At 58.3% G+C, this 24,856-nt stretch carries 17 protein-coding genes, 1 tRNA gene and 1 pseudogene; 15 read left to right on the top strand and 4 right to left on the bottom strand.

Features of this window, described 5'->3' with window-relative positions; all coding sequences use genetic code 11:
• Positions 1–22 precede the first annotated feature (22 nt).
• From IVA98_RS09150 to IVA98_RS09135, 4 genes are all read left to right on the top strand, one after another.
• Entirely contained in the window at positions 23–1,270 is a 1,248-nt protein-coding gene (locus IVA98_RS09150) for an ABC transporter substrate-binding protein (protein ID WP_247354709.1), read from the top strand.
• Positions 1,271–1,379: 109 nt separating this feature from the next.
• Positions 1,380–3,008, top strand: a complete 1,629-nt coding sequence (locus tag IVA98_RS09145) for an amidohydrolase (RefSeq protein WP_247354708.1) — start codon at positions 1,380–1,382, stop codon at positions 3,006–3,008.
• Positions 3,005–4,015, top strand: coding sequence for a CobW family GTP-binding protein (locus tag IVA98_RS09140; protein WP_247354707.1), 1,011 nt, complete (start codon positions 3,005–3,007; stop codon positions 4,013–4,015). The genes IVA98_RS09145 and IVA98_RS09140 overlap by 4 nt, the downstream gene beginning before the upstream one ends.
• Positions 4,016–4,160: 145 nt before the next feature.
• Positions 4,161–6,200: a prolyl oligopeptidase family serine peptidase gene (locus IVA98_RS09135; protein WP_247354706.1), complete on the top strand. Its 2,040-nt coding sequence runs from the start codon at positions 4,161–4,163 to the stop codon at positions 6,198–6,200.
• Positions 6,201–6,254: 54 nt separating this feature from the next.
• On the opposite strand, the gene IVA98_RS09130 is transcribed toward IVA98_RS09135, so the two are convergent.
• Entirely contained in the window at positions 6,255–7,406 is a 1,152-nt protein-coding gene (locus IVA98_RS09130) for an alpha-hydroxy acid oxidase (protein WP_247354705.1), read from the bottom strand.
• A 587-nt stretch (positions 7,407–7,993) separates the two neighbouring features.
• Between IVA98_RS09130 and pyc the strand changes: the two genes are divergently transcribed.
• Positions 7,994–11,470 carry a pyruvate carboxylase gene (pyc, locus tag IVA98_RS09125; RefSeq protein ID WP_247354704.1) on the top strand — a complete coding sequence of 1,159 codons (3,477 nt, stop codon included), beginning with the start codon at positions 7,994–7,996 and terminating at the stop codon, positions 11,468–11,470.
• Positions 11,471–11,738: 268 nt separating this feature from the next.
• Here the strand turns inward: pyc and IVA98_RS09120 are convergent, their stop codons facing one another.
• On the bottom strand, positions 11,739–13,175 hold the full coding sequence (locus tag IVA98_RS09120) for a PucR family transcriptional regulator (protein WP_247354703.1): 1,437 nt from the start codon (positions 13,173–13,175) through the stop codon (positions 11,739–11,741).
• Positions 13,176–13,325: 150 nt separating this feature from the next.
• Between IVA98_RS09120 and IVA98_RS09115 the strand changes: the two genes are divergently transcribed.
• Entirely contained in the window at positions 13,326–14,708 is a 1,383-nt protein-coding gene (locus IVA98_RS09115; protein WP_247354702.1) for an NAD(P)/FAD-dependent oxidoreductase, read from the top strand.
• A 29-nt stretch (positions 14,709–14,737) separates the two neighbouring features.
• Entirely contained in the window at positions 14,738–15,088 is a 351-nt protein-coding gene (locus IVA98_RS09110) for a cupin domain-containing protein (RefSeq protein ID WP_247354701.1), read from the top strand.
• Positions 15,089–15,293: 205 nt separating this feature from the next.
• Here the strand turns inward: IVA98_RS09110 and IVA98_RS09105 are convergent.
• Positions 15,294–15,370, bottom strand: a tRNA-Arg gene (locus IVA98_RS09105).
• 339 nt (positions 15,371–15,709) lie between these two features.
• On the opposite strand from IVA98_RS09105, the gene IVA98_RS09100 reads away from it, so the two are divergent.
• The 3 genes from IVA98_RS09100 to IVA98_RS09090 are packed head-to-tail and all read left to right on the top strand — an operon-like array spanning position 15,710 to position 19,380.
• The gene (locus IVA98_RS09100) at positions 15,710–17,035 is read left to right on the top strand and encodes an FAD-dependent oxidoreductase (RefSeq protein ID WP_247354700.1); all 1,326 of its coding nucleotides are present in this window, start codon (positions 15,710–15,712) and stop codon (positions 17,033–17,035) included.
• Between the two features lie 15 nt (positions 17,036–17,050).
• Complete coding sequence (locus IVA98_RS09095) at positions 17,051–17,794, top strand: enoyl-CoA hydratase/isomerase family protein (protein ID WP_247354699.1); 744 nt, start codon at positions 17,051–17,053, stop codon at positions 17,792–17,794.
• A complete protein-coding gene (locus IVA98_RS09090; protein WP_247354698.1) occupies positions 17,791–19,380 on the top strand; it encodes an acyl CoA:acetate/3-ketoacid CoA transferase in 1,590 nt (529 codons plus the stop codon). The genes IVA98_RS09095 and IVA98_RS09090 overlap by 4 nt, the downstream gene beginning before the upstream one ends.
• Before the next feature lie 21 nt (positions 19,381–19,401).
• On the opposite strand, the gene IVA98_RS09085 is transcribed toward IVA98_RS09090, so the two are convergent.
• Positions 19,402–20,088 carry a GntR family transcriptional regulator gene (locus tag IVA98_RS09085; protein WP_247354697.1) on the bottom strand — a complete coding sequence of 229 codons (687 nt, stop codon included), beginning with the start codon at positions 20,086–20,088 and terminating at the stop codon, positions 19,402–19,404.
• A gap of 355 nt (positions 20,089–20,443) precedes the next feature.
• Between IVA98_RS09085 and IVA98_RS09080 the strand changes: the two genes are divergently transcribed.
• From IVA98_RS09080 to IVA98_RS09060, 5 genes and pseudogenes are all read left to right on the top strand, one after another.
• Positions 20,444–20,821 carry an ABC transporter ATP-binding protein gene (locus IVA98_RS09080; RefSeq protein WP_247354696.1) on the top strand — a complete coding sequence of 126 codons (378 nt, stop codon included), beginning with the start codon at positions 20,444–20,446 and terminating at the stop codon, positions 20,819–20,821.
• 20 nt (positions 20,822–20,841) lie between these two features.
• On the top strand, positions 20,842–21,600 hold the full coding sequence (locus tag IVA98_RS09075; RefSeq protein WP_247354695.1) for an enoyl-CoA hydratase/isomerase family protein: 759 nt from the start codon (positions 20,842–20,844) through the stop codon (positions 21,598–21,600).
• Between the two features lie 32 nt (positions 21,601–21,632).
• Positions 21,633–22,775 (top strand): acyl-CoA dehydrogenase family protein, encoded by a 1,143-nt coding sequence (locus IVA98_RS09070; protein WP_247354694.1) that lies wholly within the window; start codon positions 21,633–21,635, stop codon positions 22,773–22,775.
• Between the two features lie 229 nt (positions 22,776–23,004).
• Positions 23,005–23,660, top strand: a pseudogene (locus tag IVA98_RS09065) (electron transfer flavoprotein subunit beta/FixA family protein).
• Positions 23,660–24,610: an electron transfer flavoprotein subunit alpha/FixB family protein gene (locus IVA98_RS09060; RefSeq protein ID WP_247354693.1), complete on the top strand. Its 951-nt coding sequence runs from the start codon at positions 23,660–23,662 to the stop codon at positions 24,608–24,610. The pseudogene IVA98_RS09065 and the gene IVA98_RS09060 overlap by 1 nt, the downstream one beginning before the upstream one ends.
• Positions 24,611–24,856 lie beyond the last annotated feature (246 nt).

The raw sequence follows: 24,856 nt of genomic DNA, 5'->3' as shown, positions 1-24,856 counted from the left end.
AGTTTCACAATGGAGCAGAACCATGCAGAGCAGACGCTCGATCCTGAAGTACGGCAGTGCAGGTCTCCTGCTGGGCGCCGGTCTCGCGCTCTCCGGCGCGAGTTATGCAGCAGGCAAATACGATCCCGGCGCCTCAGACACCGAAATCAAGATAGGCAATACAAATCCATACAGTGGTCCCGCGTCGGCCTATTCGACGATCGCCAAGACACTCGATGCCTATTTCAACAAGCTGAATGACGAAGGTGGAATCAATGGACGGAAGATCAAGTTCATCTCCTACGACGATGGCTATTCGCCGCCCAAGACGATCGAGCAGGTGCGTAAGCTGGTGGAGAGTGACGAAGTCCTGCTTCTTTTTCAGCCGCTGGGGACTGCGCACAATATCGCTATTCGGAAATACCTGAATGGCAAGAAGGTGCCGCAGCTCTTCGTGGCGACCGGCGCCGCTACGTTCGGGGATCCCAAGCAGTTTCCCTGGACCATGGGTTGGCAGCCAAGTTACGAAAGCGAAGGCATTATCTACGCCCGCTGGCTAATGGAGAATATTCCGAACGCGAAGATCGGCGTATTGTACCAGAACGATGATTTCGGCAAGGATGTTCTGAAAGGCCTGAAGATGGGGCTTGGTGACAAGGCCTCAATGATCGTCGCAACCACGCCATATGAGGCCTCGCAGCCGACGGTGGACTCGGAAGTAATCAAGTTGAAGGCGTCTGGAGCGGATGTCTTCATCAACGTTGCCACGCCAAAATTCGCGGCTCAGGCTATCAAGAAGGTCTACGAGATCGGCTGGAAGCCGACGCAAATTCTCTCCAACGTCTCTGACGTGGTCAACGATGTCTTGAAGCCCGCCGGCCTCGAGACCTCGACCGGCATTCTCTCGACTGCCTATCTGAAGGACACAGGCGATCCACAATGGGCTGACGATCCGGGGATGAAGGACTTTTATGCCTTCATGGATAAGTACTATCCGGCCGGTGACAAAAGCTCAAAGTCGAACGCCTACGCCTACACGGTAGCTCAGACGCTGGTCCACGTCCTCAAACAGTGCGGCGATGATTTGACTCGCGGCCACATCATGAAGCACGCGGCGAGCATGAAGGGAATAACCCTGCCGCTCCTTCTGCCCGGTATGTCTATGACCACCAGTGAGGACGATTTCTATCCGATCGAGCAGCTTCAGATGAAGAAGTTTGATGGCACGCGATGGGTGCACTTCGGCAAGGTCATCTCCAGCGAGGACCTGCAAGATCCAAAGAAGCCTTGAATCGCCGCCGTGCTCATGGCTTGCCCAAGTCCCGTCGCCGGGCCGAACTTCCACGACGTTCCGGCCGGCGCGCGCTGTACCCAGACAGCAGCAACAGTTTGAGGACAAGATGGTCGATCAAATATTCTTCAACGGCATCATTATCACGATGGACCGCGCGCAGCCGACTGCCGAGGCAGTCGCCGTAAAGCATGGCGAGATCGTCAGGGTCGGTAGCACGGATGACATCCTCGTTCTTGGTCAGCCTAAAACAGAGCTCATCGATCTCAAGGGCGCTGCTCTCCTGCCTGGCTTTATCGAGGCGCACGGGCATCCTCTCTTTAGTGCGTTGTGTTGGGGTGATCCCGTTATCGATATTCGCGCCGTGCACACACCGACCTACGACGCTGCTCTCGCCAAGATCAGGCGTCGGGTCGCAAAGGCCAAGCCTGGCGAGTACATCATGGCGGTTGGTTTGGATTCGACGTTACACGATGGTGTGAGAGAGCCCTCCCTTGAGGAGCTTGACGGCATAGCGCCAGACAATCCTCTTTCAATAACCGTGTTCAACTTTCACGCTGCGTACCTCAACAGCAAAGCGATTGAGGCTTGCGGTCTGAGCGGAGATCTTGATCCCACGCTTGAAAAGCACGTTTTCCGCGACAAGCAGGGGCGTCCGACGAGATTTACAGAGAATGCATTCTGGCATGCGCGCGACATCTTTTTCGAAAAATGCGGAAAAGACCGTGCGGTCCGCGAACTCCGGGAGTGGCTCTCGAAATATTCCGCTGCAGGATACACAACGGCGGCCGAGATCGGCATGTTTCCAGATTGGGCCGGCTACTTTGAGGCCGTCCGCAAGCAGGAAACTCTCCCCATCCGGATCCGCGTGTATGAGGCCGGAATCCTTGACAAGCACTACATGTCAAAACTTGGAAGCGGCGACGATCACTTCAGGACGATCGGGATCAAGTTTTGGGCGGACGGCTCGATCTTTGCCGGCACCGCTGCAGTATCACGGCCCTATCTCAACACTGATCTGACCATCAAGAAGCTAAACCTTCCTATCGACAACCGTGGCCAAGGCACATACACCGTCAACGAACAGAAAAGGTTAATGACCGCGGCAATTTCGCAAGGCTGGCAATTGGCGGTGCACACTCAAGGAGATGCCACGGTCGATGTTACGCTCGACTTGTATGAGGAACTATTCAAAAAGTATCCGAATGCAAACGGCCCCTGTCGGCTAGAACACTGCACGACGATGAGGCCGGATCAGGTTGAGCGCGCTCATAGACTCGGAGTGGTTTGTAGCTTCTTCAATCCTCTCGCATATTACTGGGGCGATCCGATGCGCGCGGACATGTTCGGTCCGGGGCGGGGGGACGCGATATTGCCGTTCGGGACTGCGGCGCGGCTGGGAATGCGCGTTTCGTATCATTGCGATTCTCCTATGACATGGCCAGATCCAATGCTCTGTCTGTACTTCGCGACAACACGGAAGACCCAATCCGGTAAGGTCATCGGACCTGGCGAGCAAGTCGATATTGCAACTGCGCTGAGGGCGGTAACGATTGATGCTGCTTACCATCTCCAGATGGAGCACCTGGTCGGAAGTATTTTTGAAGGAAAGCGCGCGGACTTTGTTGTGCTCGATCAGAGTCCGCTTTCCGTCGACCCTGAGAATTTGCGGAGCATCAGAGTTCTTGAAACGTATGTCGATGGTATTCGGGTGCAACCTGTCGCGGAGCGGAAATGACGCCTGTGACAATTATCGGCGGCTTTCTAGGAGCTGGAAAGACGACCCTCGTCCGCCGCTTGCTGGCAAACCCCGAAGGGCGCCGACTCGGCGTACTTGTAAATGATTTCGGAGCGCTCAACATAGATGCCGAAATCATAGGCGAGATCAGGCCTGACGTCGTTTCGCTGAAGAATGGCTGCATTTGCTGCAATATCAATTCCGACTTGGCCGGCGGTGTTCGCCAGCTTCTTGCAACTGAGAGGCCTCCAGATCAGATCATTATCGAGACCAGCGGGGTGTCACAGCCGCGCCGCGTGGCCGAAACGTTTTTCTCAAACGGCGTGAGTGATCGGCTAACCGTGGATTGCATACTCTGCTTGATCGATTGCCTAAATTTTCCAAGTCTCACTTATGAGGAGACGGAATTTGCCATCGAGCAGGCTGCCGTTGCAGATATCGTGGTCCTCAACAAGGTGGATGCAAGCTCGAGGGCAGCAATAAAGTCTATTTCAAAGACCTTGCGCGATGCGTTGCCGTACGTGCGAATTCTTGAGGCGGCACACGCAGACATTTCTCCCGAAATCGTATTCGGAGTGGATCATCAGCGAAGGAGACGGTGGAGCGCGATGCGGGCTGTCGGTCTCGTCGACGGAGACATGCAAACGCACGATCGCACGTTTGTTTCCTGGAGTTGGCAGTCAAATCGACTGCTTAGTCTGGCTGCATTTCGCGAGGCCGTTGGACAATTTCCGACGAGCATATATCGTGCTAAGGGGGCTCTGTTCTTCGATGACGCGCCCGGCGAGCCTGGTCTATTCCAACTGGTCGGAAAACGATCTTCTCTCGACTTTCAGGGGCGCCTTCCATCCATTCGCCGGAACTCGCTCGTTGCAATAGGGCGCAGAGATTGTTTCGACCCCGCCAGAATGCAAGCCATAATCGATAGTTGTCTTCTGACTCATCAGGAGACAACTCAACGACTGCAATCGGGTCTTGCTGAGCCATCACCGGTGCGCTGTTCTTAGTTACTCCAACTCTCACTCACCTGTTGCTGGCCGCCCGCGACTCATCTGCGGCCACTCCGGTGCGAACAGGCTCTCGCATCGGTAGCGACGAGAGTTAGCCTCGCTAGGCGAATTCAAGCACGAGCCACACACTTGGAGAAGTGACATGCATCCTTCGGCTTTTGACTACCCTGTCACGGCTGCGGAAACGACGGTGGTTCGACTAGGCGGAAGGGCTGTGCCCGACGAATATAACTGGCTCGCGGAAGCCAGCCCGCGGGCGCAAGCGTGGGTGGCGGAACAAAATAGACTGACCTCAAACTACCTTGCCGGGCTTCCAAGTCGCGAATTCGTTTCGGGGGCCATCGGCCGATATGATGTCGCTCGGCCGGACCAACTTCCGAGGTTCGCTGGGGGCGCTTGGTTTTGGATCTCGAGCAATCTCGAGAGCGGCAGGCCGGTTGTCTGGACTGGGCCAAGATTTCCCGCTTCCGGAAGTATCCTATATGACACGACTAATCTCGAATCAGCCGTACCTACGATCACCTGGATCAGTCCAAGCCCGGATGGAAAAATACTTGCTCTCGGATTGTGCGAAGATGGGAGTGAAAATAATCGTATCATACTGATCGACGTATCGACCGGCCACGTTTTACCGGATGTTCCTGATATTCCACTGATGGACAATTGGACGGGCGGCGTTCACTGGCTACCCGACAACCGCGGCTTCTATTTCACGGGCTTGCCAAATCGATCCGTCGATGGAGGATTTGAAGTCTTCCTTCACGATCTCAAGTCAAAGCACACCGGCCGAGCCGACATTACCTGGTCTCAAAACGCAGACTACCGAGGTGTATTCATTCGGCCCGGGACTACGTGGGCGATTGCGGTGCAGGGATTATCGGACCCTGTTCCCATTGCGGTGCTTGATCTCGCTGATCCGCATGCCAAATGGCGTCCCTTCGTTCGCGAGGCAGAAGGGGGGCTCCCAGGTCAGGTGTTTGGTGACCGATACATTGCTGTAACCTTCGTCGGCGCCAATCGGGGGCGGATCGTCAGTATACCTCTGTCCGGTGATGGCTCAATGGACACTTGGCACGAGATCGTTCCCGAATCCGATGTTGTTCTCAGGACGATCATCCCCGCAGGAGATCGTTTCTACGTCACGTTGTTTGATGATACCTATTCAGGCGTTCATATCTACGGATTGAACGGCGAGTTTATCGATAGCGTTAGGCTACCCCCTCTCGGCGTGATTACTGAGGGCATCTTTCCGATAATGAACCTGACGAGACCAACCTTCGAAACAACGCCTCTGTTTGTGGTCTCAACCCTAACGACTTCATGGGGCATATATAAGCATGACCCATCAAGCGGCGGTCTGGAAACAGTCGTTGCGCCTGCCACGACTATTCCCGATGCGATAGTTGAAGAAGGCACGGCGCGGTCCAAGGATGGCACGCATGTGCGGTATCATGTCGTTGGAAAAAGACGGAGGGAAACCGGGCCGCGTCCTGCATTGATCTTTGCATACGGGGCGAGCAATCGTCCGCTCATCCCTGAATTCCCAGGTGCCATGGCCACCGTGGTTGAGGCCGGCTGTATTTTCGTCCATGCCCATATCAGAGGCGGTTCAGAGTTTGGACTTCGCTGGTGGCTGGAGGGGAGAGCACAAAACAAGCAGAACGGGTACGACGATTTGTACGCTGTTGCCGAAGACCTGATTGAGAAGGGTTTCACCCAACCTGAGCGGCTGGCCGTAGCCGGAAAGTCAAACGGGGGTATGATGGCTGGTGTGGCGATGACGCAAAGACCCGATCTTTGGGCTGCAGCAGTTCCCCTCGTACCAGTACTGGATCTCGTAGACTGGTTCACGCGACCCTATTTGCATGGAAACATCGAGTTTGGCGATCCCGATGATCCGCAAGACCTTGAGCGTATTCTCGCAACATCGCCTTATCACGCTATCAGGCCTGGTGTTGCTTACCCGGCGCTTCTGGCGATTGCTGGCGCGACCGACCCACGCTGCCCGTCCTGTCACGTCTCAAAGTTTGTGGCGCGTCTCCAGTCTGGACAAGCGAAAGGCAAGCCAGCTTTAATGCGGATCCACGAAAATGAGGGCCACGGTGCCGCGGCCGCAGCTGAGGTGCGCGTGCACCTCAACACAGAGTGGCTTACCTTCGTACTGTCCGAGATCACTGGGTAAGCGCGTTCAAGGCAGATTCACGAGCCGATCCGACGTGCTGCGATTCAGAGTTTTTCAGGAGGATCTGAAACGCAGATTTCCGCGCGATAGCTCGCTTACAGACTTGCAGCCCATCAGCTTCATGCCGCGCTCTACCTCGGCACGCAATAACGCGAGCGCGCGCTCGACCCCAGCTTCCCCCGCAGCCGCGAGGGCGTAAAGATAGTACCGTCCGATCCCTACCGCCTTGGCGCCCAACGCCAGTGCCTTGATGATGTGCGTTCCACGCTGGATGCCGCCGTCCATCATCACATCGATCCGGTCACCGACCGCATCGACGATTTCGGCAAGCTGATCGAATGCGGCGCGCGATCCGTCGAGCTGGCGGCCGCCATGGTTCGACAGGACGATTCCTGCGCAGCCGATCTCGACCGCTCTCCTTGCGTCGTCGGGCGACATGATGCCTTTGAGACAAAACGGTCCGTTCCAGATCTGTATCATCTCGGCGACATCGTCCCAGTCCATCGAGGGATCGAGCATCTCGGTGAAATAGCGACCGATCGACATAGCGCCGCCGCTCATGTCGAGGTGCTCTTCGAGTTGCGGTAGTTTAAATCGTTCATGGGTGACATAGTTGATGCCCCACATTGGCTTGATGGCGAATTGGGTCAGCCCGCCAAGCGTTAACTTGAAAGGGATGCTGAAGCCGGTACGAAGGTCGCGCTCGCGATTTCCACCGGTGATGCTGTCCACCGTCAGCATCATGGTCTCGACTCCCGCCTCCTTGGCACGCTGCATCATGGCCCTGTTCAACCCACGATCCCGATGAAAATAGAATTGATAAACCTGTGGCGTGTCGTGCGTTTTGCGTAGCTCCTCAAGACTGACCGTTCCCAACGAAGAGACGCCGAACAGGGTCCGGTGTCTTGCTGCCGCAGCAGCGACCGCGCTCTCTCCCCGATGATGGAAGAGGCGCTGCAGCGCTGTCGGGGAGCAGTAGAATGGCACCGCAAGCTTCTGGCCCATCACAGTCACGGACAGGTCGACGTCCTGCACACCGCGCAGCACGTTCGGCACAAGATCGCAGCGCTCGAAGCTTGTGCTGTTCCGCCGAAGACTGGCCTCATCGTCCGCACCGCCGTCGATGTAGTTGAAGATCGGTCCCGGCAGCCGCTTCAGCGCGAGCTTACGGAAGTCATGGAAGTTGTGGCATTGTTCGAGCCGCATTGTCTAAATCCTGTTTGCTGATGATCAGCCTTAAGCCTCGATCTGTTCAAACCTCGGCGGTATTACGCAATTGGCGATCGCTGTGCCCGTGAGCCCGACTGGCTCAAAGATGGGAAGCCGAGAGTGCCGTTCGGTGAATTCTTCAAGCTCGCAATCGAACATGTGAGCTCGTCGTCCCTTCCCAATTTAGGAAGCAACGAGACAGCACGGACATTTTGACCGCATCGGATTCGACGAACTCCGTCTCGTCACCTCGCGGGCCTATCTCTGACTGACCTAATCTATCCCTTCCACGGCTCTACCAGCGTACGGATCACCCGTTCATTCACAATTCGATCTAGCGGATCCGCAGGTTTCGGGCGAGTTCATTAAGGTCGTTATTCCCATTTCTAACGTCGTGTTGAGAATCCTGCGTCTCAGCGCCAAACTGAGCTGAATTTCTGCATCCGCAGGGCTCTCACGCTCCAAGTTTGCAGGAAAACAAATCGATCTTCCAACTAGAAAGTCGTCGTCTATTAGGGAGATCGGAAGATGAATGCCGCTTGGGTCTTGGAGTCGTTTCGCAAAGATGTGGCGGCAGGCTTAGGATGGTGATTGAGACTGACCTGCGGGCTATGCGAAATCTTCTTGTCGCAAATCGCTCCGAGATCGCAATCCGAATCTTCAGAGCCGCGTCCGAGCTGGGATTGCGAACATTTGCCGTTTATGCAGAGGAGGACAAACTCTCCCTGCATCGGTTCAAGGCTGACGAAGCCTACCAGATCGGGAAGGGCAGGGGCCCGCTAGAGGCCTACCTTTCGATCGACGAAATCATCAAGGTCGCCAGAGAGCACGCCATCGACGCGATCCATCCGGGCTATGGGTTTCTCTCCGAGAGCCCGGAGTTCGCTGATGCCTGCGCGCGCGAAGGCATCGTGTTCGTCGGTCCGTCCCCCGAGACGATGCGCACGCTCGGCAACAAGGTGGCAGCGCGCAATCTCGCAATCTCCTGCGGAGTGCCGGTCATGCCGGCGAGCGATCCTTTGGCTGACGATCCGGAAGCAATCTTGTCCGCGGCGAAGGCCATTGGCTATCCAGTGATGATCAAGGCCTCATGGGGCGGCGGCGGCCGTGGCATGCGGCCCGTCGAAAGCGAGGACCGACTCGTCGATGCGGTCCTTAGCGCAAAGCGCGAGGCGCGCGCGGCCTTTGGCAAAGACGAGGTCTATCTCGAGAAGCTCGTGCGCCGTGCACGCCATGTCGAGGTGCAGATCCTAGGAGACCGGCATGGCAACCTGGTTCACCTGTTCGAACGTGACTGCTCAATTCAGCGGCGCAACCAGAAGATCATCGAACGGGCCCCGGCTCCATACCTCGATGCGCGGACGCGTGATGCACTATGCGGTGCCGCGCTCGAGATCGGCAGGGCGACAGATTATGTCGGCGCCGGCACGGTCGAGTTCCTGATGGACGCCGAAACCGGCCAGTTCTATTTCATCGAAGTCAATCCGCGCATCCAGGTCGAGCACACGGTCACGGAGGTCGTGACAGGTCTGGATATCGTCAAGGCTCAGATCAGGATCGCCGGTGGCGGCCATATCGGCGATGCGGCCGAGACCGGAGTCCCGCCGCAGGCGGATATCCGCTTGTTCGGTAACGCCTTGCAATGCCGAATCACAAGCGAGAATCCGGAAAACAATTTCATCCCCGATTACGGTCGGATCACCGCTTATCGCGGCGCGATGGGGTTTGGCATTCGCGTCGACGGCGGCACGGCCTATTCCGGTGCAGTGGTCACGCGGTTCTATGATCCAATGCTAGAAAAGGTCACAGCCTGGGCACCGACACCGGACGAAGCCATCGCACGCATGACGCGAGCGCTGACCGAGTATCGCATTCGCGGCGTGGCAACTAATCTTGCGTTTCTGCATAACGTGATTGGCCATCCACGTTTCCGCTCGAACGACTACACCACGCGGTTCATCGACGAGACCCCCGCGCTGTTCGATTTTAAGGCACGCCAAGATCGCGCGACCAGGCTGCTAACCTGGATCGCCGATGTTACCGTGAACGGTCATCCCGAAACTCGTGGCCGGGTAAAGCCGGTCTCTGGCGCGCCGGTGTCGAGCGTGCCGCAATTCGCAGATCCCCCGGCGAAGGGAACCCGACAGCTGCTGGAGCAACTCGGCCCCAAGGCGTTTGCTGGCTGGATGAAGGCGCAAAAGCGCGTGCTGGTGACCGACACGACCATGCGTGACGCTCATCAGTCATTGCTCGCGACACGGATGCGCACGAAGGACATCGTTGCGGTTGCCCCAGCCTATGCGGCCGGGCTGTCGCAGCTCCTTTCGGTCGAGTGCTGGGGCGGAGCGACATTTGACGTGGCGATGCGCTTTCTCGCGGAAGATCCATGGGAGCGGTTGACCGATCTTCGGGCGAGGGTGCCGAACATCCTGACTCAGATGCTGCTCCGTGGCGCGAACGGCGTCGGATATACCAACTATCCGGACAACGTGGTCCGGCATTTCGTCCGTGAGGCCGCGGAGGCCGGCATGGACCTGTTTCGCATTTTCGACTGTCTGAATTGGGTTGAAAATATGCGCGTCGCAATCGACGCCGTGGTCGAAAGTGGCAAGCTGGCAGAGGGGGCGATCTGCTATACCGGCGATATCCTCGACCCCAGTCGTACCAAGTACGGACTCAAATATTATATTGCGCTTGCGAAAGAGCTCGAGGCGACTGGAATTCACATTCTCGGCCTGAAGGATATGGCAGGCCTGTTGAAGCCCGCCGCGGCGCGCGTCCTGATCTCCACACTGAAGCAGGAAGTCGGTCTGCCGATCCATTTGCACACACACGATACCTCAGGCATTGCAGGAGCCACAATCCTCGCTGCCGTGGAAGCTGGGGTAGACGCGATCGATGCGGCGATGGACTCTATGAGCGGAACGACATCGCAGCCGACCCTTGGATCGATCGTCGAAGCGCTTGCGCGTACCGAGCGCGACACTGGTCTTAGCCCGGATGCCATCCGCCGCATCAGCTTCTACTGGGAGAAGATACGGTCCCAGTATGCGGCTTTTGAAAGCGACCTCAAGGCCGGCGCTTCGGAGGTCTACCTGCATGAAATGCCAGGCGGTCAATTCACCAATCTGAAGGAGCAGGCTCGATCTCTGGGGCTTGAGGCGCGCTGGCACGACGTTGCGAGGGCCTACCGTGCGGCGAACGACCTGTTCGGCGATATCGTCAAGGTGACACCATCGTCGAAGGTGGTCGGCGACATGGCGTTGATGATGGTATCGCAGGGGCTGACGTCAGAGGATGTTGCCGCCGAGGACCGCGATATCGCGTTTCCAGCCTCCGTCGTGGAGATGCTCCGCGGCGATCTGGGCCAACCACCGGGAGGGTGGCCGAAAGTCTTGCAGAAGAAAGCCTTGCAGGGGGAGGCGCCGATCGTCGTCCGACCGGGATCGCTTCTGCCTGATGCGGATCTCAATCAACGGCGCGAGGAGGCAGAGAAGTCGTGCGGCCGTGCGCTCAATGAGCCCGAGTTCTCCGCGTATTTGATGTACCCGAAGATCTTCAGCGAGTTCGTCGCACTCCAGCGCAAGTACGGTCCGGTATCCGTACTGCCGACGCCCGTCTTTTTCTATGGCATGAAGATTGGGGACGAGGTGACGCTGGAGATCGAAAGGGGCAAAGCACTGGTCGTGCAGCTGGTGGCAATCGGCGAGCCGCGCGAAGACGGGCAGGTCGAGCTATTTTTTGAATTGAACGGGCAGCCACGCGTCATCACCGTTCCTGATCGGGCCGCGGCCGCCACTGTCAAAGCACGCCAGAAGGCCGAGAGTGGGAATCCGGCCCACATCGCTGCGCCGATGCCCGGTGTGGTGTCGACTGTAAATGTCGTCAAGAATCAGGAGGTTAAGACTGGAGATGTGCTGCTTACCCTTGAAGCCATGAAGATGGAGACTATGCTGCACGCGCCGCACGATGGAACGGTCGCCGAGCTGTTCGTCGGTCCCGGTGCTCACGTCGACTCGAAGGATCTGTTGGTTGATCTGAGGCCAAGCCTGGCCACCTGAACTGCTCCTCCCTCTGACTCCGAAAAGTCGATTTTTCTTCTTTCCTCGCTTTCGGGAGTTTTCTTCCTCTTTCCCCGCGAACACGACAATAGCGATGCGGTTCACTCGGGAGATCGGGATCTAGACGAGCCTCCTGTAGAACTCAAGCGGATCAGCTTTACGGCGGACGCGCAGGGGCAACGTCTGAGCCGATCACGGTTATTCCGCATCACTCGTGAAGTCTCCAGCGCCTTGCTACCTTTCATCAGCATTTTTACGAACGGTTCTCTCATGGTGCGCGCAGGAGTCCCGCCGAATGCCCAGCCTGCAGCGCAAGCCAGAAGGCTGTCGTTCCGGAGGTTGAAGCCGGTCTCAACCCTGTCAGTTGCTCGATCATTCGCAATCTATAGACCAGCGTCTGGCGATGAATGCTCAACTTGGCCGCCGTCACCTTCCAGCTACCGTCATTGGTCAGAAACGTGGAGAGAGTAGCCAAAAGCGATGTGTCATGATCGCGGTCGTACTCGATCAGCGGACCCAGGTATCGATCCACTAGATCGCGCGCCTCGGCGAGGGTTTTGGGTGCCAAGGCGGTGAGCGTTTCGGTTGATCCGTATTTGACGAGGCAAACTTGGCCTTCGCGCGCACGTGCAAGCGAGAGCCTGGCCTGATTTACGCTCTCTAGGAAGTCGGCGCCAATGATTGGTCGACTTACTCCCGCCCTCGATTCCGAGCCCAAGGCGTTCACTATCGTCCGGATGAGATATTCCCGATCGGGCACGACCGCGATCATAACATCTTCTTGCAGCAATAAGGGACTTATCGAACGCAATGCAAACGCATGGTGGATATCTTGCGGGTCCCACGAAGTGGGGCCGGCTGGATCGATGGCGAGAGCGACCAGTGGCCCGTGCAGACCTCTTCGCTCGAGCACCGCGCGAGCGGCGGCGAAATCTACCGCTCCGTTCAGGAAATCGCGCAAGAGGATTTCGCCTTCGACGCGGCGATGATCTCGCTCGATCGCCTGTTGCTCAAGCTCGACCGCGACCAATCCGGCCAGATAATGGACAAGGAGTGGATCGATAATCTTGTTCTCCTTGTGATGGCGCACCGTTAAGACCGCGCGCCCGCGGCCCGGGATGTCCGCAGTTTCTGGCCTTCCGCCGCCAGCCGGAAGTTCGCCTGACGAGGCGATCGGGTCGCCGCTGACCGGATCGCGGATTTCCACGTGCCATTCTTCACGTCTACCAAGCGTGGCCAGGCGTCCCTCGAAATCGTTACGCTCCCGGAGCGCAGAGGTGTACGACTGAAACAACCGTTGACTTGCCTCGAGCCGGTTTCGCTGTGATTGCAGTGCGCTCTCGATCACTCTTCGTGCGAGCTTGACAAATTCGAGTTCGAAGCTTGCTTCGAGCACGGGGAACTTGCGTGCGTCCGCGGCGGCCAACATCTGGTCTAGCATCCGGGGGGCATCAGCTCGCGCCGCCACCACAAGCGCACCTACGTTCGTATCGGCCAGACGATTGAGCCAATTGGCCTGCTCGACAGGATCCGTCGGGATGCTGGCACCCGTTGTCATTACCAGATCTCCGGCAGCGACCCATCTCCAAGGATCGGGCAAGTCGCAGGCGTGCGCCCATGTAACCAGACGATCCCCACCCGCGCCGCCAGCCCGAAAAACAAGGCCGAGAGTATCGATGGCGACGAGGCCGTTCACGGTGATCATCTGCTGAAAATACCTCGAGGCATCCGCGGGCTGTTTAGACAATTGTATAACAGCTTCGACCTCTTTTGTAGAAGTGCTTGATGGACGTACCCGGTGTCGCGCCTCTAACACCTATGGAAAGCCTGCAAGCCTCAAATGCGGATTTCTAAAATGGCGGTTAATCAAGCCCTAACCTGTCTGCCGAACGTCCCCCTTTGGCACGAAGATGCTGAGCGTCGAAAGGCGCTGGACTCCGATATCGACGCCGATGTCGCGATTGTCGGCGCAGGCTATACGGGTCTCTGGACCGCATATTACCTGTTGAAGGCTGAGCCGAGCCTGCGCGTGATCGTCATTGAGCGAGAGTATGCCGGGTACGGCGCGTCTGGCCGCAACGGGGGCTGGGCATCCGCAATTTTCCCGCTTTCGCTGCAGCACTTGGTCAAGTCCTCCTCGCACGCCGCAGCGCTCGCACTTCAGGCAGCCATGAACGAAACAGTTGACGAGATCGGTCGCGTTCTGCGCGACGAGGGCATTGACGCGAAATATTCCAAGCAAGGCTTTGTGTCGTTGGCGAGGTCGCCTGCGCAACTTAGTCGCGCCCGCGCCGCCCTCCAAGCGTCCCAGGCCTTTGGCCTTCCGCATCAGTGGCGGCTCTTAAATGCGCAGGAGGCTTCGGCGTTGGTAGTAGCCGAGGGATGCGTCGGTGGGCTGTACACCGAACATTGCGCTGTCGTTCATCCTGGCCTTCTCGTTCGCGGCCTCGCGCGCATCGTCGAGGCTCTCGGCGCCCGCATATACGAGAACACCTCGGCAACCAGCTTTTGCAAAGGCGGCGTCATCACCCCCGGTGGCAAAGTTCAGGCTCGTATCGTCGTTCGCGCGACGGAGGGATTCACGACGCAATTCAAGGAGTACCGTCGCGCCCTCATTCCGCTGTACTCGCTGGTGCTCGCCACCGAACCTCTGCCGCAACATCTGCGAACCGAGTTGAAGCTCGATCATCGTATCGCCTTCAATGATATGCGCCATCTGCGGACCTACTCGCAAGTGACGGCGGACGGGCGGCTTGTCTTCGGAGGCAGGGGTGCACCTTATCACTTCGGCTCGAGGATCTCGTCTAAGTACGACACCGTGGATGCCGTGCACGAGAAAATCCAAGCCGCGATGATCGAGTTTTTTCCCCGCCTCAGCGGGATCCGTGTCACCCATCGATGGGGCGGTGCGCTTGGAGTTCCGCGCGATTGGCATCCGTCCGTCGGACTTGATCGTACCAACGGTGTCGCATGGGCAGGTCAATACGTTGGAGACGGTGTCGCGACTAGCAACCTTGCGGCGCGCGTCCTCCGGAATCTCATCCTAGAGCGTGAAGACGAGATCAACCAATTGCCTATTGTCAATCATCGGTCGCCGCAGTGGGAGCCTGAGCCCTTTCGCTGGCTTGGCGTGAATCTCGGGCTCTATGCCGCGGCCATCGGAGACGCCGAGGAGCGTCTGGCGGAGCGCCCCTCCCGAATAGCCCATGTGCTCGAGTCATTGACCGGCGCACACTGACGACGTCGCAGATACGAAAGGGACCTGAAATGACCGCAATGACCTTTATCAAGAGCACCGATGTCGCTTCCGGCCATCTCCCGCCGGCGGGTCGACGGCCCGGAGCGGACAAAGGCGACCCTCAGCTCCGCCTCTTGAGGATTGCTCCGAACGCAAGCGGAAACATCGGCATCTGGGAATGCCAACCCGGAGGCTGGCCCGTCAACAATCGCCCAGACACCGAGGTGGCATTCATCCTGTCAGGCACCGCAACAATCACCGACGAAATCACCGGCACGGCCTACACCATCACGGCGGGTGATCTAGTCGTTCTTCCCCCTGGTTGGACCGGCCGGTGGGATGTGACGAAGACCATCCGGAAAGTTTACGCGATCTACTGAACGGCTCGTCCTGCCATATGTCAGGACCCGTGGGCGCGCTACCGCGCTCTGCGGGCTGCGTTCCGAGAGAGATCAAAAGCTCTCTCTTCCCGCGAGCTCGTCGCAGTTCCAACGTCATTCGATTAGAACGCATGGCTGAGCTTGCGGTCTGCAAAGCCCCGATGCGTTCGAGGAAAGAACTTGGTTCACTTGCCATCGAGAACGATGGCACACCCGACACGATTTGAACGTGTGGCCTCCCTTTTCGGAGGGGGGCGCTCTATCCAATTGAGCTACGGGTGTATCTCATTTCACCTAGCTGATCGGCCCTCGACAGCTAACGGATTCGGTATCTCATCAAGCCCTCATCCCTGCTAATGCACGCTGCGCTATGCTTGTTCGCTGCTGTTCTCCGGAAGCTGCTTACGCGAGAAATCTCCAGATCGGGCAGTCTGCCGAAAGGCCATCAATCTGCTGAAGCTCGTTGACTTTTTCTGCTTCCAAATGAAAATCCCTTGACATCACCGTCGGAGAGCAAGGGCCTGCAAGTTCGCGAGATTAGCGCAAATCTTGAACTTGTGCTTGCGTTCCATGACGGACATCAGTAATACATCACTAATGTACGACCAGGGAGGTTGTCGCTTGGACGCGCGCGGTTCCACTCGGCTCGATAGCGATGTTGTGGTTGTCGGAGGCGGTGCGGCCGGTGTCGCCGCAGCGGTATCTGCGGCGCGTAAAGGTCTCAGTGTGACTCTCATAGAGCGCTACGGATTCTGCGGTGGGGGCGCGGTCGCCGGTCTCTCCGGCACGGTCTGTGGGCTGTACGAAGCGACCAACAATGTCGCGGCAGGTCCCAAGCAGATCGTGTTCGGCTTCGCCGACGAATTTTGCCAACGGCTAGCGGCGAAGGGTGGGCTCGGTGATCCGTTGCTCTATGGCAAGACGTGGGCTCGCGTCCACGATCCAATCGTCTGGCGCGAGGTTGCCGATGCGATGCTTCGCGAGGCTGGCGTCAACGTCATTTTTCATGCGCATGCGCAGGCTGTGCGACTGGACGGAGAAAAAATCGAAGGAATTGGCGTCTGGACGAAGCAGGGACCGGTCGACGCGCGCGCGAAGGTCGTCATCGACGCCAGCGGTGATGCCGATGTCGTAGCGATGGCCGGACTTCCGAATTTCATTGGCGACAACGGCTCGGTTCAGAATCCGACGATGATCTTCAGAATGATGGGCGTAGACGTCGAACGGTTTATCGGCGAATACGGCGTGAACACCATCATGCCCGAAAAGGTCTCGGCGCTGATCCGGGCCAAGCACAACGCCGGTGACTACCGGTTGCCGCGTGCCAAGATCTGGCTATTTCCGACCACTCATCCTGCCGAACTACTTTGCAACTGCACGCGCGTTATTGGCCCGGACGGTCGGGAACTCAATACGCTATTCTATCAGGATTTCACTGACGCGGAAATTGAAGGTCGTCTGCAGGCCCGTGAATATGCGCGATTCTTCCGGGACAATCTCGTCGGTTGCGAAGCGGCATTCTTGAGCGACACTGGAGTGCAAGTCGGCGTGAGGCAGACCCGTCAGGTGTCTGGCGTTACGAGGCTTTCAAACGCCGACGTTGTGCGTGGTGCAAAATTCTCGGACGGCGTCGCCGTTTCGCCTTGGCCGCTCGAACTGCATACGGGCGACAAGCCCAGGGTTGAATGGCTGCTGAACGACTATTACGAGGTTCCGTACGGATGCTTCGTGCCCGAACGCGGCGAGGGGTTACTGGTCGCGGGTCGATGCTTGTCGGCAGAGCACGAGGCGGTGGCCTCGGCGCGCGTAACTGCGCAATGTTTCTCGTATGGGCACGCAATAGGGCTCGCTGCCGCTGTCGCAGTACGTGAAAACCTTGCGCCTCGTGCAATCGACGGCAAGGACGTCCGGACGCTGCTGAACGCGGACGGTGCGCAGATTGATTGAAGGACAAATCGCGAAATGATCCAATCAGAGTTGAGGGGGGCAGTCGCGCTCGTTGCGATCAATCGCCCTGAACGTCGCAATGCGTTGGGGTCGCAGTTGATGAGGCAACTCGGCGATGCGCTTACTGGCGCCGAGCGCAATGATCGGGTGAAGGCGATCGTACTGGCAGGCGCGCCGCCGGCATTCTGCGCTGGCAGCGGTTTGAAGGAGTTGGCCGGCCTATCTATCGCGGATATGTGCAGGCATGAAGCAGAGACCGCTAGATTTGCGAGAGCGATCGGCTATCGAGCGAAGCCGGTCATCGCCGCAGTGGAGGGATATGCTCTTGGCGGCGGATTTATCCTTGCAGCATCCTGCGACATTGTCGTCAGTTCATCGACGGCTCGTTGGCATTTACCGGAGGCGCCGAACGGCTGGTTACCTCCCTGGGGACTGACGGCGCTGATTGCTAGGGTCGGTGCCGTCCGGGCGCGCCGACTAACTTGGGGCACCTCGCCGATCGACGGCGTTGACGCGGTCCGCATCGGCCTCGTCGACGATGTGGTCGAGCCCGGTACTGCCCTCGATCATGCGATCGGTGTAGCTAACGGCCTCGCTGTGGTACCGCTGAAGGCAATTGCCTCAACCAAGCGATTCTTCGAACCATTCATCATGGCCGGCGCAGAGCGTCTAGATGAAGTCGCGTCTAGGGAATTCGCAGCGAACTGCGAATCCCCCAGTTCTGTGAAGACCTTCGAACGTTTCAAGGTGAAAGCGTGAGCAAAATTGTCGATGCTGCGACCGCGGTCGCTTCTATTCCGGGTGGATCCACGGTTGGGTGCGTTGGTGTGATCGGCTGGTTGACGCCGGACGCGCTGCTCAAGGCACTAGGGGATCGTTTTCGCGAGACGGCAAGTCCGAAGGATTTGACGTTCTATTTCCCTGTCGGAACGGGCGATGCTCAGGGTATCAAGGGTATGGATCACGTCGCGCAAGAAGGATTAATGAAGCGCATCGTTTCTGGATCCTACGTCAATCCTGTTGACCCGGCGACGGGCAGACGTCCAGAACTCATGCGCTTGATCCGCGAAAATAAGGTCGAGGCCTATTCATGGCCGATCGGGGCAACCATGCACTGGCTGCGCGAAGTTGCGCGTCGCGGCCCCGGCTATATGACGCGGATCGGGCTCGGAACGTACATCGATCCTCAAAATGGTGGCGGCAGGTTCACCGAGCGTGCGCGTGACGATTTGGTTCGCCGGATTGACTTTGAAGGACAGCCATATCTGTTCTATCCCTCTTGGAGGCTCGACACGGTCTTTGTTTGCGCTTCCTCTGCGGACGAGGAAGGCAATCTTTCGTTCGAAAGCGAGGCGCTGGTCTCGTCCAGTATCGCCCTTATCCTGGCGGCAAAGGCGCACGGCGGTCGTGTCATCGCCCAGGTTCGTCGAGCCGTACCCTATGGGACGCGGCCCGCTTCCGAGGTGAGGGTTCCTGGATTATTCGTCGACGCGGTGGTGGTCGATCCCTCGATGATGATGACAACCGATGTAAAATTTGAGCCAGCGTATTTCGCTGGGACACGGCTTCCTTTGTCGCAACTTCCGCCGATACCGATGACGGCCGACAAGGTTGTTGCGTTGCGGGCAGCGAAGGAGGTTCGTAAGCGGGAATTGTCGATCTTTGGCTTTGGCGCAGCGACCGACGTCCCACTGGTGATGGCCGAAAAGGGGATGTTCGAAGACGGGCGCCTTAGGGACTACTGGTTCACGACCGAGCATGGCTCTTATGGCGGCATCGTAATGTCGGGTTGGCAGTTCTCCGCTAACCTCAATCCGGATGCCATCATGGACGGGACCTACCAGTTTGACGCCATCGATGGCGGCCTGTGCCGATTCGCAGCTCTGTCCTTTGCGCAATTCGACCAGAGCGGTCTCGTCAACGTGTCCAAGTTCGGTGTCGCCAATCCCGGCGCCGGCGGGTTCATCGATATCGCGGAAAGCGCAGAGCGACTGGTATTTGCGGGCACCTTTACCACCGGCGGGCTCGACGTCGCATTCGGAGGGGGCAAGCTTCGAATCGTCAAAGAAGGCAAGGTGCGCAAGTTCGTAGAAAAGACCGAACAGATCACCTATTCCGTGATCGCTGGCGTAATACGCGGCCAGACCGCCAGCTTGATCACCGAGCGAGCGGTGTTCGAGGTTGCAGCCGAGGGCTTGGTCCTTACGGAAGTTGCACCAGGGATCGACGTTCGAAAAGACGTACTTGGTCAGATGGAATTCGCCCCATGGAAGGTGGCGGATGATCTTAAGCTCATGGATCGGGAATTCTTCTTGGACGCCCCCGCTCGCGCGGAGGTCGGCTAAAGCTGCCGGCCCCCGCTCAAATCAGGCTACACGCGTTCCTATGCCCAACTCGAAAATTCTGCGGGTGTAACTCTCAATCTTGTCCATCAGATCCATCGCGTGGCCAAGCGCCTTTCGCTCGTCTTGCCGAGCAACGGCACGCGCACGCTCGGCGTGCAGTTTGCCCATGGCTTCGAGATTCTGCAGCTCGGACTCATACTTATAGTAGAAACGACGGGACATCGCGTGGAGAGGTGAGATCGACCTAGCCGCAAAAGGATTGCCGGCCGCTTTCGCGAGGAGCTGATTGGCTTTGAAAACTTCGCGAAGATAATGCGCCACATTCCCTTGCTTGCCGGCCGCGTCGATCTGGTTCGCCGCTGCAAGGAGCCGCTCCCGATCACCGGCCATGATTCTCCGCGCCGCTCTCGCCGTAATGAAAAGCTCGAGTTCCTTGCGGAAGTCAATTACAAGTAGTTGCTCGTGGAGATTGATCTCGGTGATCATCAGACCATGTCGCGGCAATATGCTGACGAGATAATCCGCTTGCAGGCGCTTTACCGCTTCGCGGACCGGGGTGCGACCTATTCCGATCTTGTCGGCTAGTCCTTCTTCAGACCAGCGGCTCCCGGGAGGAAGCTGCAGCGTGACGATCATCTCCTCGATGCGTCGATGCGCGGCATCGGCCAGGGACTCCGTCGTTGGATCGATCGCAGGTTTCCTAGCCATCCGACATCTAAGCCTTTCCAGTGCGTGGAAATCGTATTGAAGAACTCGGTAGCGCCGAGTCAACCGAGCAACGCCAATTCTATACCACTTTGTTGTTTGTCAGTGCTCCTGACCCGTCCAATTCGGCCATCGCGGCCTTCATCTTTCCCGACCTCAGCCGAGCTGTATTCGCCTTGACTTGAGTAAGATATCAGTAGTACGTCACTGAGATAATACAAGCGCATCAGGGAGTGAGACATGCTCGGCGTGAGGGGTGGCCTGGTGCTCGTCCCGGAAGGCCGCCAGATCTTTCCACGATCGTCGTTCTACGAAAACCTTTTTGATGGGCGCGTACCATCGTCCCGATCGAGACAGGGTGGATGGGGATATCGAGCGCATCTTTTCCATGTTTCCGCGCTTGCGTGAGCGAAGCACCCAGCGAGCTGGATCGATGTCTGGGGGCGAGCAGCAGATGCTGGCGATCGGTCGGGGGTTGATGTCGCGTCCGAAGTTGATGCTGCTCGACGAGCCCACGCTGGGTCTCGCGCCCATCATCATCGAGGAACTTGGGCAAATCATCCGCAAGCTAGCTAGCGAAGGGCTTACGATCTTGCTGGCGGAACAAAATGCCGCAATGGCGCTGGGATGTGCCGACCGCGCCTACGTTCTTCAATCGGGCAGCATCGTAACCTCGGGTCAAGCAAAGCAACTCGCGGAGACATCTGAGGTCAAGCAGATGTACCTCGGCGCGTGACGAGTATCGGCAGGCCGCTCATGGATGAAAAGCACAAAGTTGTTGGAATTGAGAAGCGAGACGCGGTCGCAGTGGTCACACTGCTCAGGCCTGCGAGTCGCAATTCGATGAACCAGGATCTCGTCGATGAGACGAGAGCGGCGCTTTTGGAATTGGACCGAGACGACAATGTTGAAGCGATCGTTCTGGTCGGCGCACTTCCAGGCTTTTGCGCAGGCAGCGATTTGAAGTTCATCGGAGCACTGGGACTCGAGGCCATGGGTCGCTTCGAGCAAGAATGCGGCGATTTGGGCCGCCTCATAGGATACATCAGCAAGCCGGTTGTCGCTGCCGTTGAAGGATTCGCAATTGGCGGCGGATTTACGCTCGCCACGTGCTGCGACGTCGTCGTCGCCGCGCGCGGGTCAAAGTGGAGTTTGCCAGAAGTCCCGCACGGGTGGCTTACTCCTTGGGGGATCAAGTCCCTGGTAGCTCGAGTGGGCTTGATTAAGGCCCGCCATCTTTGTTTTTGCCTCGAGCCGCTGACTGCAGAGGACGCGCGGGTTTTCGGCGCGGTGGACTATTGCTGCGGAGATGGCGAGGCGCTTTCGACCGCCATCGGTGTGGCCAATAAACTTGCCCTACTGCCCCGACCTGCCGTCGCAGCCACCAAGCGCTTCTTTTCAAACTATCTGATGCAGGATGCCGAAGCGATGGACTTCGAGGCCAATCGTCTTTTCCTGGATAACTGCCGGGAAAGGGCCGCCCAAGCGACCCTCGATAAGTTCCGAAGTCGGTGAGTGCCAATATCTAAAACCAAAGGACCGGATCGATGCTGCTCGACCTCAGCGAAGATGAGACGCTTCTCAAAGAAAGCCTCGAACAATTTGCTTCGGGATCAATCCGTCCGAAGATCAAAGCCTTTGTGGACCGACACGATTTCCCAACTGAGTTGGTGAAGGAGTTCTTGTCACTCGGCTTCATGGGGACGGCCTACGATCCTGACTTCGGTGGTGGCGGGCTTGGCGCGCGTGGTTCGGCAATCGTTGCCGAAGTGTTGGCGCGAGTAGAACCCGGCTTCGCTGCGATATACCTTTGCAACAGTGCGCCGATGAGCGTGATCGCGCGCTATGGCTCTGACGAGCTAAAGCGGAAGTGGCTGGAGCCATTGTGCCGTGGCGACTTCATTGCGTCATTCGGCGTTACCGAACCCAGCGGCGGCTCGGATGTAGCGAGCATTAAGACGCGGGCTGTGGAAGATGGTGGCTCTTTCGTGTTATCCGGTTCTAAAGTGTTTTCCACGAACGCGGGCACGCCTCTGCATGGCGCGTCGACCTTCGTGGCGGTCACTGATCCAGAATTGGGTCCCAAAGGGCTGTCGACGTTTGTCGTTCCAGTCGGTTCGCCAGGGTTCAAGGTTGGCAAGCCGGGTCGAAAAATTGGCTGGCGGATTGCAGATTCAGTTGAACTGTTTCTCGATGAATGTCGCGTGCCGAAGTCGAATATGGTCGGCAACCGCGGCGATGGATTGAAGCAAATACTGACGACGTTGAGCCTCGGTCGAATTTTGGTGGGGGCCTCGGGACTTGGTCTGGCCCGAAAGGCCATGGATCTTGCCAAAGTCTATGGGGCGGGACGCAAAGTGGGCGGGACACCGATATTCGATCACCAAGGACTAACTTTCCCTCTAGCTGACGGGTTAACGAAGATCCATGCGGCTGAGCTTATGATACGCAACGCCGCCTGTTTGGCGGATGCAGGACGGCCTTTCCGACTTGAGACATCGATGGCCAAGCTTTTTGCCACCGAAATGGCGAGTGAAGTGGCTGATATCGCTCTACAGGTACATGGCGGCTATGGCGTATTCGACGAGTACGAGGTGTCTGGCCTCCTGGGCGAGGCGAGAGTGCTTCGTATCCTTGAAGGAACGAGCGAGATTCAGCGCCTCGTGATCGCTCGTGAACTATTCGCGTAGGAGGCGGCGGACCGTCTGGCGGGATACGCGTCTTCGTGAGAGCGTAGAGGATGGAACATAGTTCGCGGCAGAGCTGAAGGGGCCGGCGGAATCGATACTGTCAGGGCTTCACCACGCTGAGGGTGGATGCGTAACTCCGACAAAGACCGAGCTCAGAGGAAGAGAAACTGGTGTGGTTCCACCGAGTACGCCGCGGTCGAGCGTTCGTTTATTGAGGCAAGATTAGACGATGAAGGTCCTGGTACCGATTAAAAGAGTGGTCGATTACAACGTCAAGGTCCGCGTCAAGAGTGACGGGACGGGCGTGGAGCTCGCCAACGTCAAGATGTCGATGAACCCGTTCGACGAAATCGCCGTCGAGGAAGCGCTGCGGCTCAAGGAAGCCGGCAAGGCGACCGAGGTGGTGGTGGTGTCGATCGGACCGGCGCAGGCCTCGGAAACCATCCGCACCGGTCTCGCCATGGGTGCCGACCGCGGCATCCTGGTCAAGGCAGAAGGCAATGTCGAGCCGCTGGCGGTTGCCAAGATCCTGAAGTCGGTGATCGAGGCGGAGAAGCCCGGCCTTGTTGTCATGGGCAAGCAGGCGATCGACGACGACAGCAATCAGACCGGCCAGATGCTGGCCGCGCTGCTCGGCTGGTCGCAGGCGACCTTCGCCTCCAAGCTTCAAGTCGATGGAAGCGACTTCAAGGTGACCCGCGAAGTCGATGGCGGCCTGCAGACGGTGAAGCTGAAAGGGCCGGCGATCGTCACCACAGACCTCCGCCTCAACGAGCCGCGGTATGCGTCGCTGCCCAACATCCGGCGGGCCGCAAGGCCGGCGTCAAGGTCAAGGACGTCGCCGAACTCGTGAACAAGCTCAAGACCGAAGCCGGGGCTCTCTGATGACGACGCTGTTGATTGCTGAACACGACCACGAGACCCTGAAGGATTCGACCAACAAGGCGCTGACCGCGGCGAGCCAGCTCGGCGGCGATGTCCATGTGCTGGTTGCCGGTGGCGGCCAGGGCACCAAGGCGGCGGCGGAAGCGGCCGCCAAGCTCGCCGGCGTCAGCAAGGTGCTGCTGGCCGAAGGCCCCGCCTATGAGCACGACCTTGCCGAGCCGCTGGCGGCCCTGATCGTCGCGCTGGCGCCGGGCTACGACGCGTTCGTCGCGCCCGCGACCTCGCGCTTCAAGAACGTGATGCCGCGCGTCGCAGCCCTGCTCGACGTCATGCAGGTCTCGGAGATCATCAAGGTCGTCGCACCCGACACCTATGAGCGGCCGATCTATGCCGGCAACGCAATCCAGACCGTGAAGTCGAAGGACGCCAAGAAGGTGATCACGGTCCGCACCTCGACCTTCGCCGCCGCCGGCGAAGGCGGCAGCGCCGCGATCGAGAACGCCGCGTCGGCTGCCGATCCGGGCCTGTCGACCTTTGTCGGCGAGGAAGTCGCCAAGAGCGAGCGTCCGGAACTGACCTCGGCCAAGATCATCGTCTCGGGCGGCCGTGCCATGCAGAGCCGCGAGAACTTCGCCAAATACATCGAGCCGCTGGCCGACAAGCTCGGCGCCGGCGTCGGCGCCTCGCGCGCCGCGGTTGATGCCGGCTATGCGCCGAACGACTGGCAGGTCGGTCAGACCGGTAAGGTGGTGGCCCCGGAACTCTACGTCGCGGTCGGCATCTCCGGCGCGATCCAGCATCTGGCCGGCATGAAGGACTCCAAGGTGTTCGTCGCCATCAACAAGGATGAGGCCGCACCGATCTTCCAGGTCGCCGATTATGGCCTGGTCGCAGATTTGTATCAGGTAATTCCGGAACTGACTGAGACGCTCGGAAAACAGCGGGACTAAGCGGAAAGTAAACTGCTCCACTCGTTCGCCTGGTCACCTGCGCCGCGAGCCGATGTGTATAGCCGAGCTTGGCCTCTTGGCCAACGATATCGAACGATCGTTTGTTATCTTAGGCGCAACTGCTTGCTTTGATCCGCTTCCCGGTCGTAAGCTGCGCCAGCACGCTGCGCACACCCAACGCAGTGCAGTGGCGGACCGTTTAAGCCTACTAAACAGTTTGGATGAGGCGCTGCGCTCGCAGTAAGC

The organism is Bradyrhizobium sp. 160 (assembly GCF_023073735.1).
Taxonomy (GTDB): domain Bacteria; phylum Pseudomonadota; class Alphaproteobacteria; order Rhizobiales; family Xanthobacteraceae; genus Bradyrhizobium.
This window is presented reverse-complemented; position numbering and strand designations above follow the sequence as displayed.

Bases quoted from the DNA above. Each gene is read 5' to 3' on its own strand.
- IVA98_RS09150 (WP_247354709.1), top strand. From the start codon at position 23: ATGCAGAGCAGACGCTCGATCCTGAAGTACGGCAGTGCAGGTCTCCTG.
- IVA98_RS09145 (WP_247354708.1), top strand. From the start codon at position 1,380: ATGGTCGATCAAATATTCTTCAACGGCATCATTATCACGATGGACCGC.
- IVA98_RS09140 (WP_247354707.1), top strand. From the start codon at position 3,005: ATGACGCCTGTGACAATTATCGGCGGCTTTCTAGGAGCTGGAAAGACG.
- IVA98_RS09135 (WP_247354706.1), top strand. From the start codon at position 4,161: ATGCATCCTTCGGCTTTTGACTACCCTGTCACGGCTGCGGAAACGACG.
- IVA98_RS09130 (WP_247354705.1), bottom strand. From the start codon at position 7,406: ATGCGGCTCGAACAATGCCACAACTTCCATGACTTCCGTAAGCTCGCG.
- pyc (WP_247354704.1), top strand. From the start codon at position 7,994: ATGGTGATTGAGACTGACCTGCGGGCTATGCGAAATCTTCTTGTCGCA.
- IVA98_RS09120 (WP_247354703.1), bottom strand. From the start codon at position 13,175: ATGATCACCGTGAACGGCCTCGTCGCCATCGATACTCTCGGCCTTGTT.
- IVA98_RS09115 (WP_247354702.1), top strand. From the start codon at position 13,326: ATGGCGGTTAATCAAGCCCTAACCTGTCTGCCGAACGTCCCCCTTTGG.
- IVA98_RS09110 (WP_247354701.1), top strand. From the start codon at position 14,738: ATGACCGCAATGACCTTTATCAAGAGCACCGATGTCGCTTCCGGCCAT.
- IVA98_RS09095 (WP_247354699.1), top strand. From the start codon at position 17,051: ATGATCCAATCAGAGTTGAGGGGGGCAGTCGCGCTCGTTGCGATCAAT.
- IVA98_RS09085 (WP_247354697.1), bottom strand. From the start codon at position 20,088: ATGGCTAGGAAACCTGCGATCGATCCAACGACGGAGTCCCTGGCCGAT.
- IVA98_RS09075 (WP_247354695.1), top strand. From the start codon at position 20,842: ATGGATGAAAAGCACAAAGTTGTTGGAATTGAGAAGCGAGACGCGGTC.
- IVA98_RS09070 (WP_247354694.1), top strand. From the start codon at position 21,633: ATGCTGCTCGACCTCAGCGAAGATGAGACGCTTCTCAAAGAAAGCCTC.
- IVA98_RS09060 (WP_247354693.1), top strand. From the start codon at position 23,660: ATGACGACGCTGTTGATTGCTGAACACGACCACGAGACCCTGAAGGAT.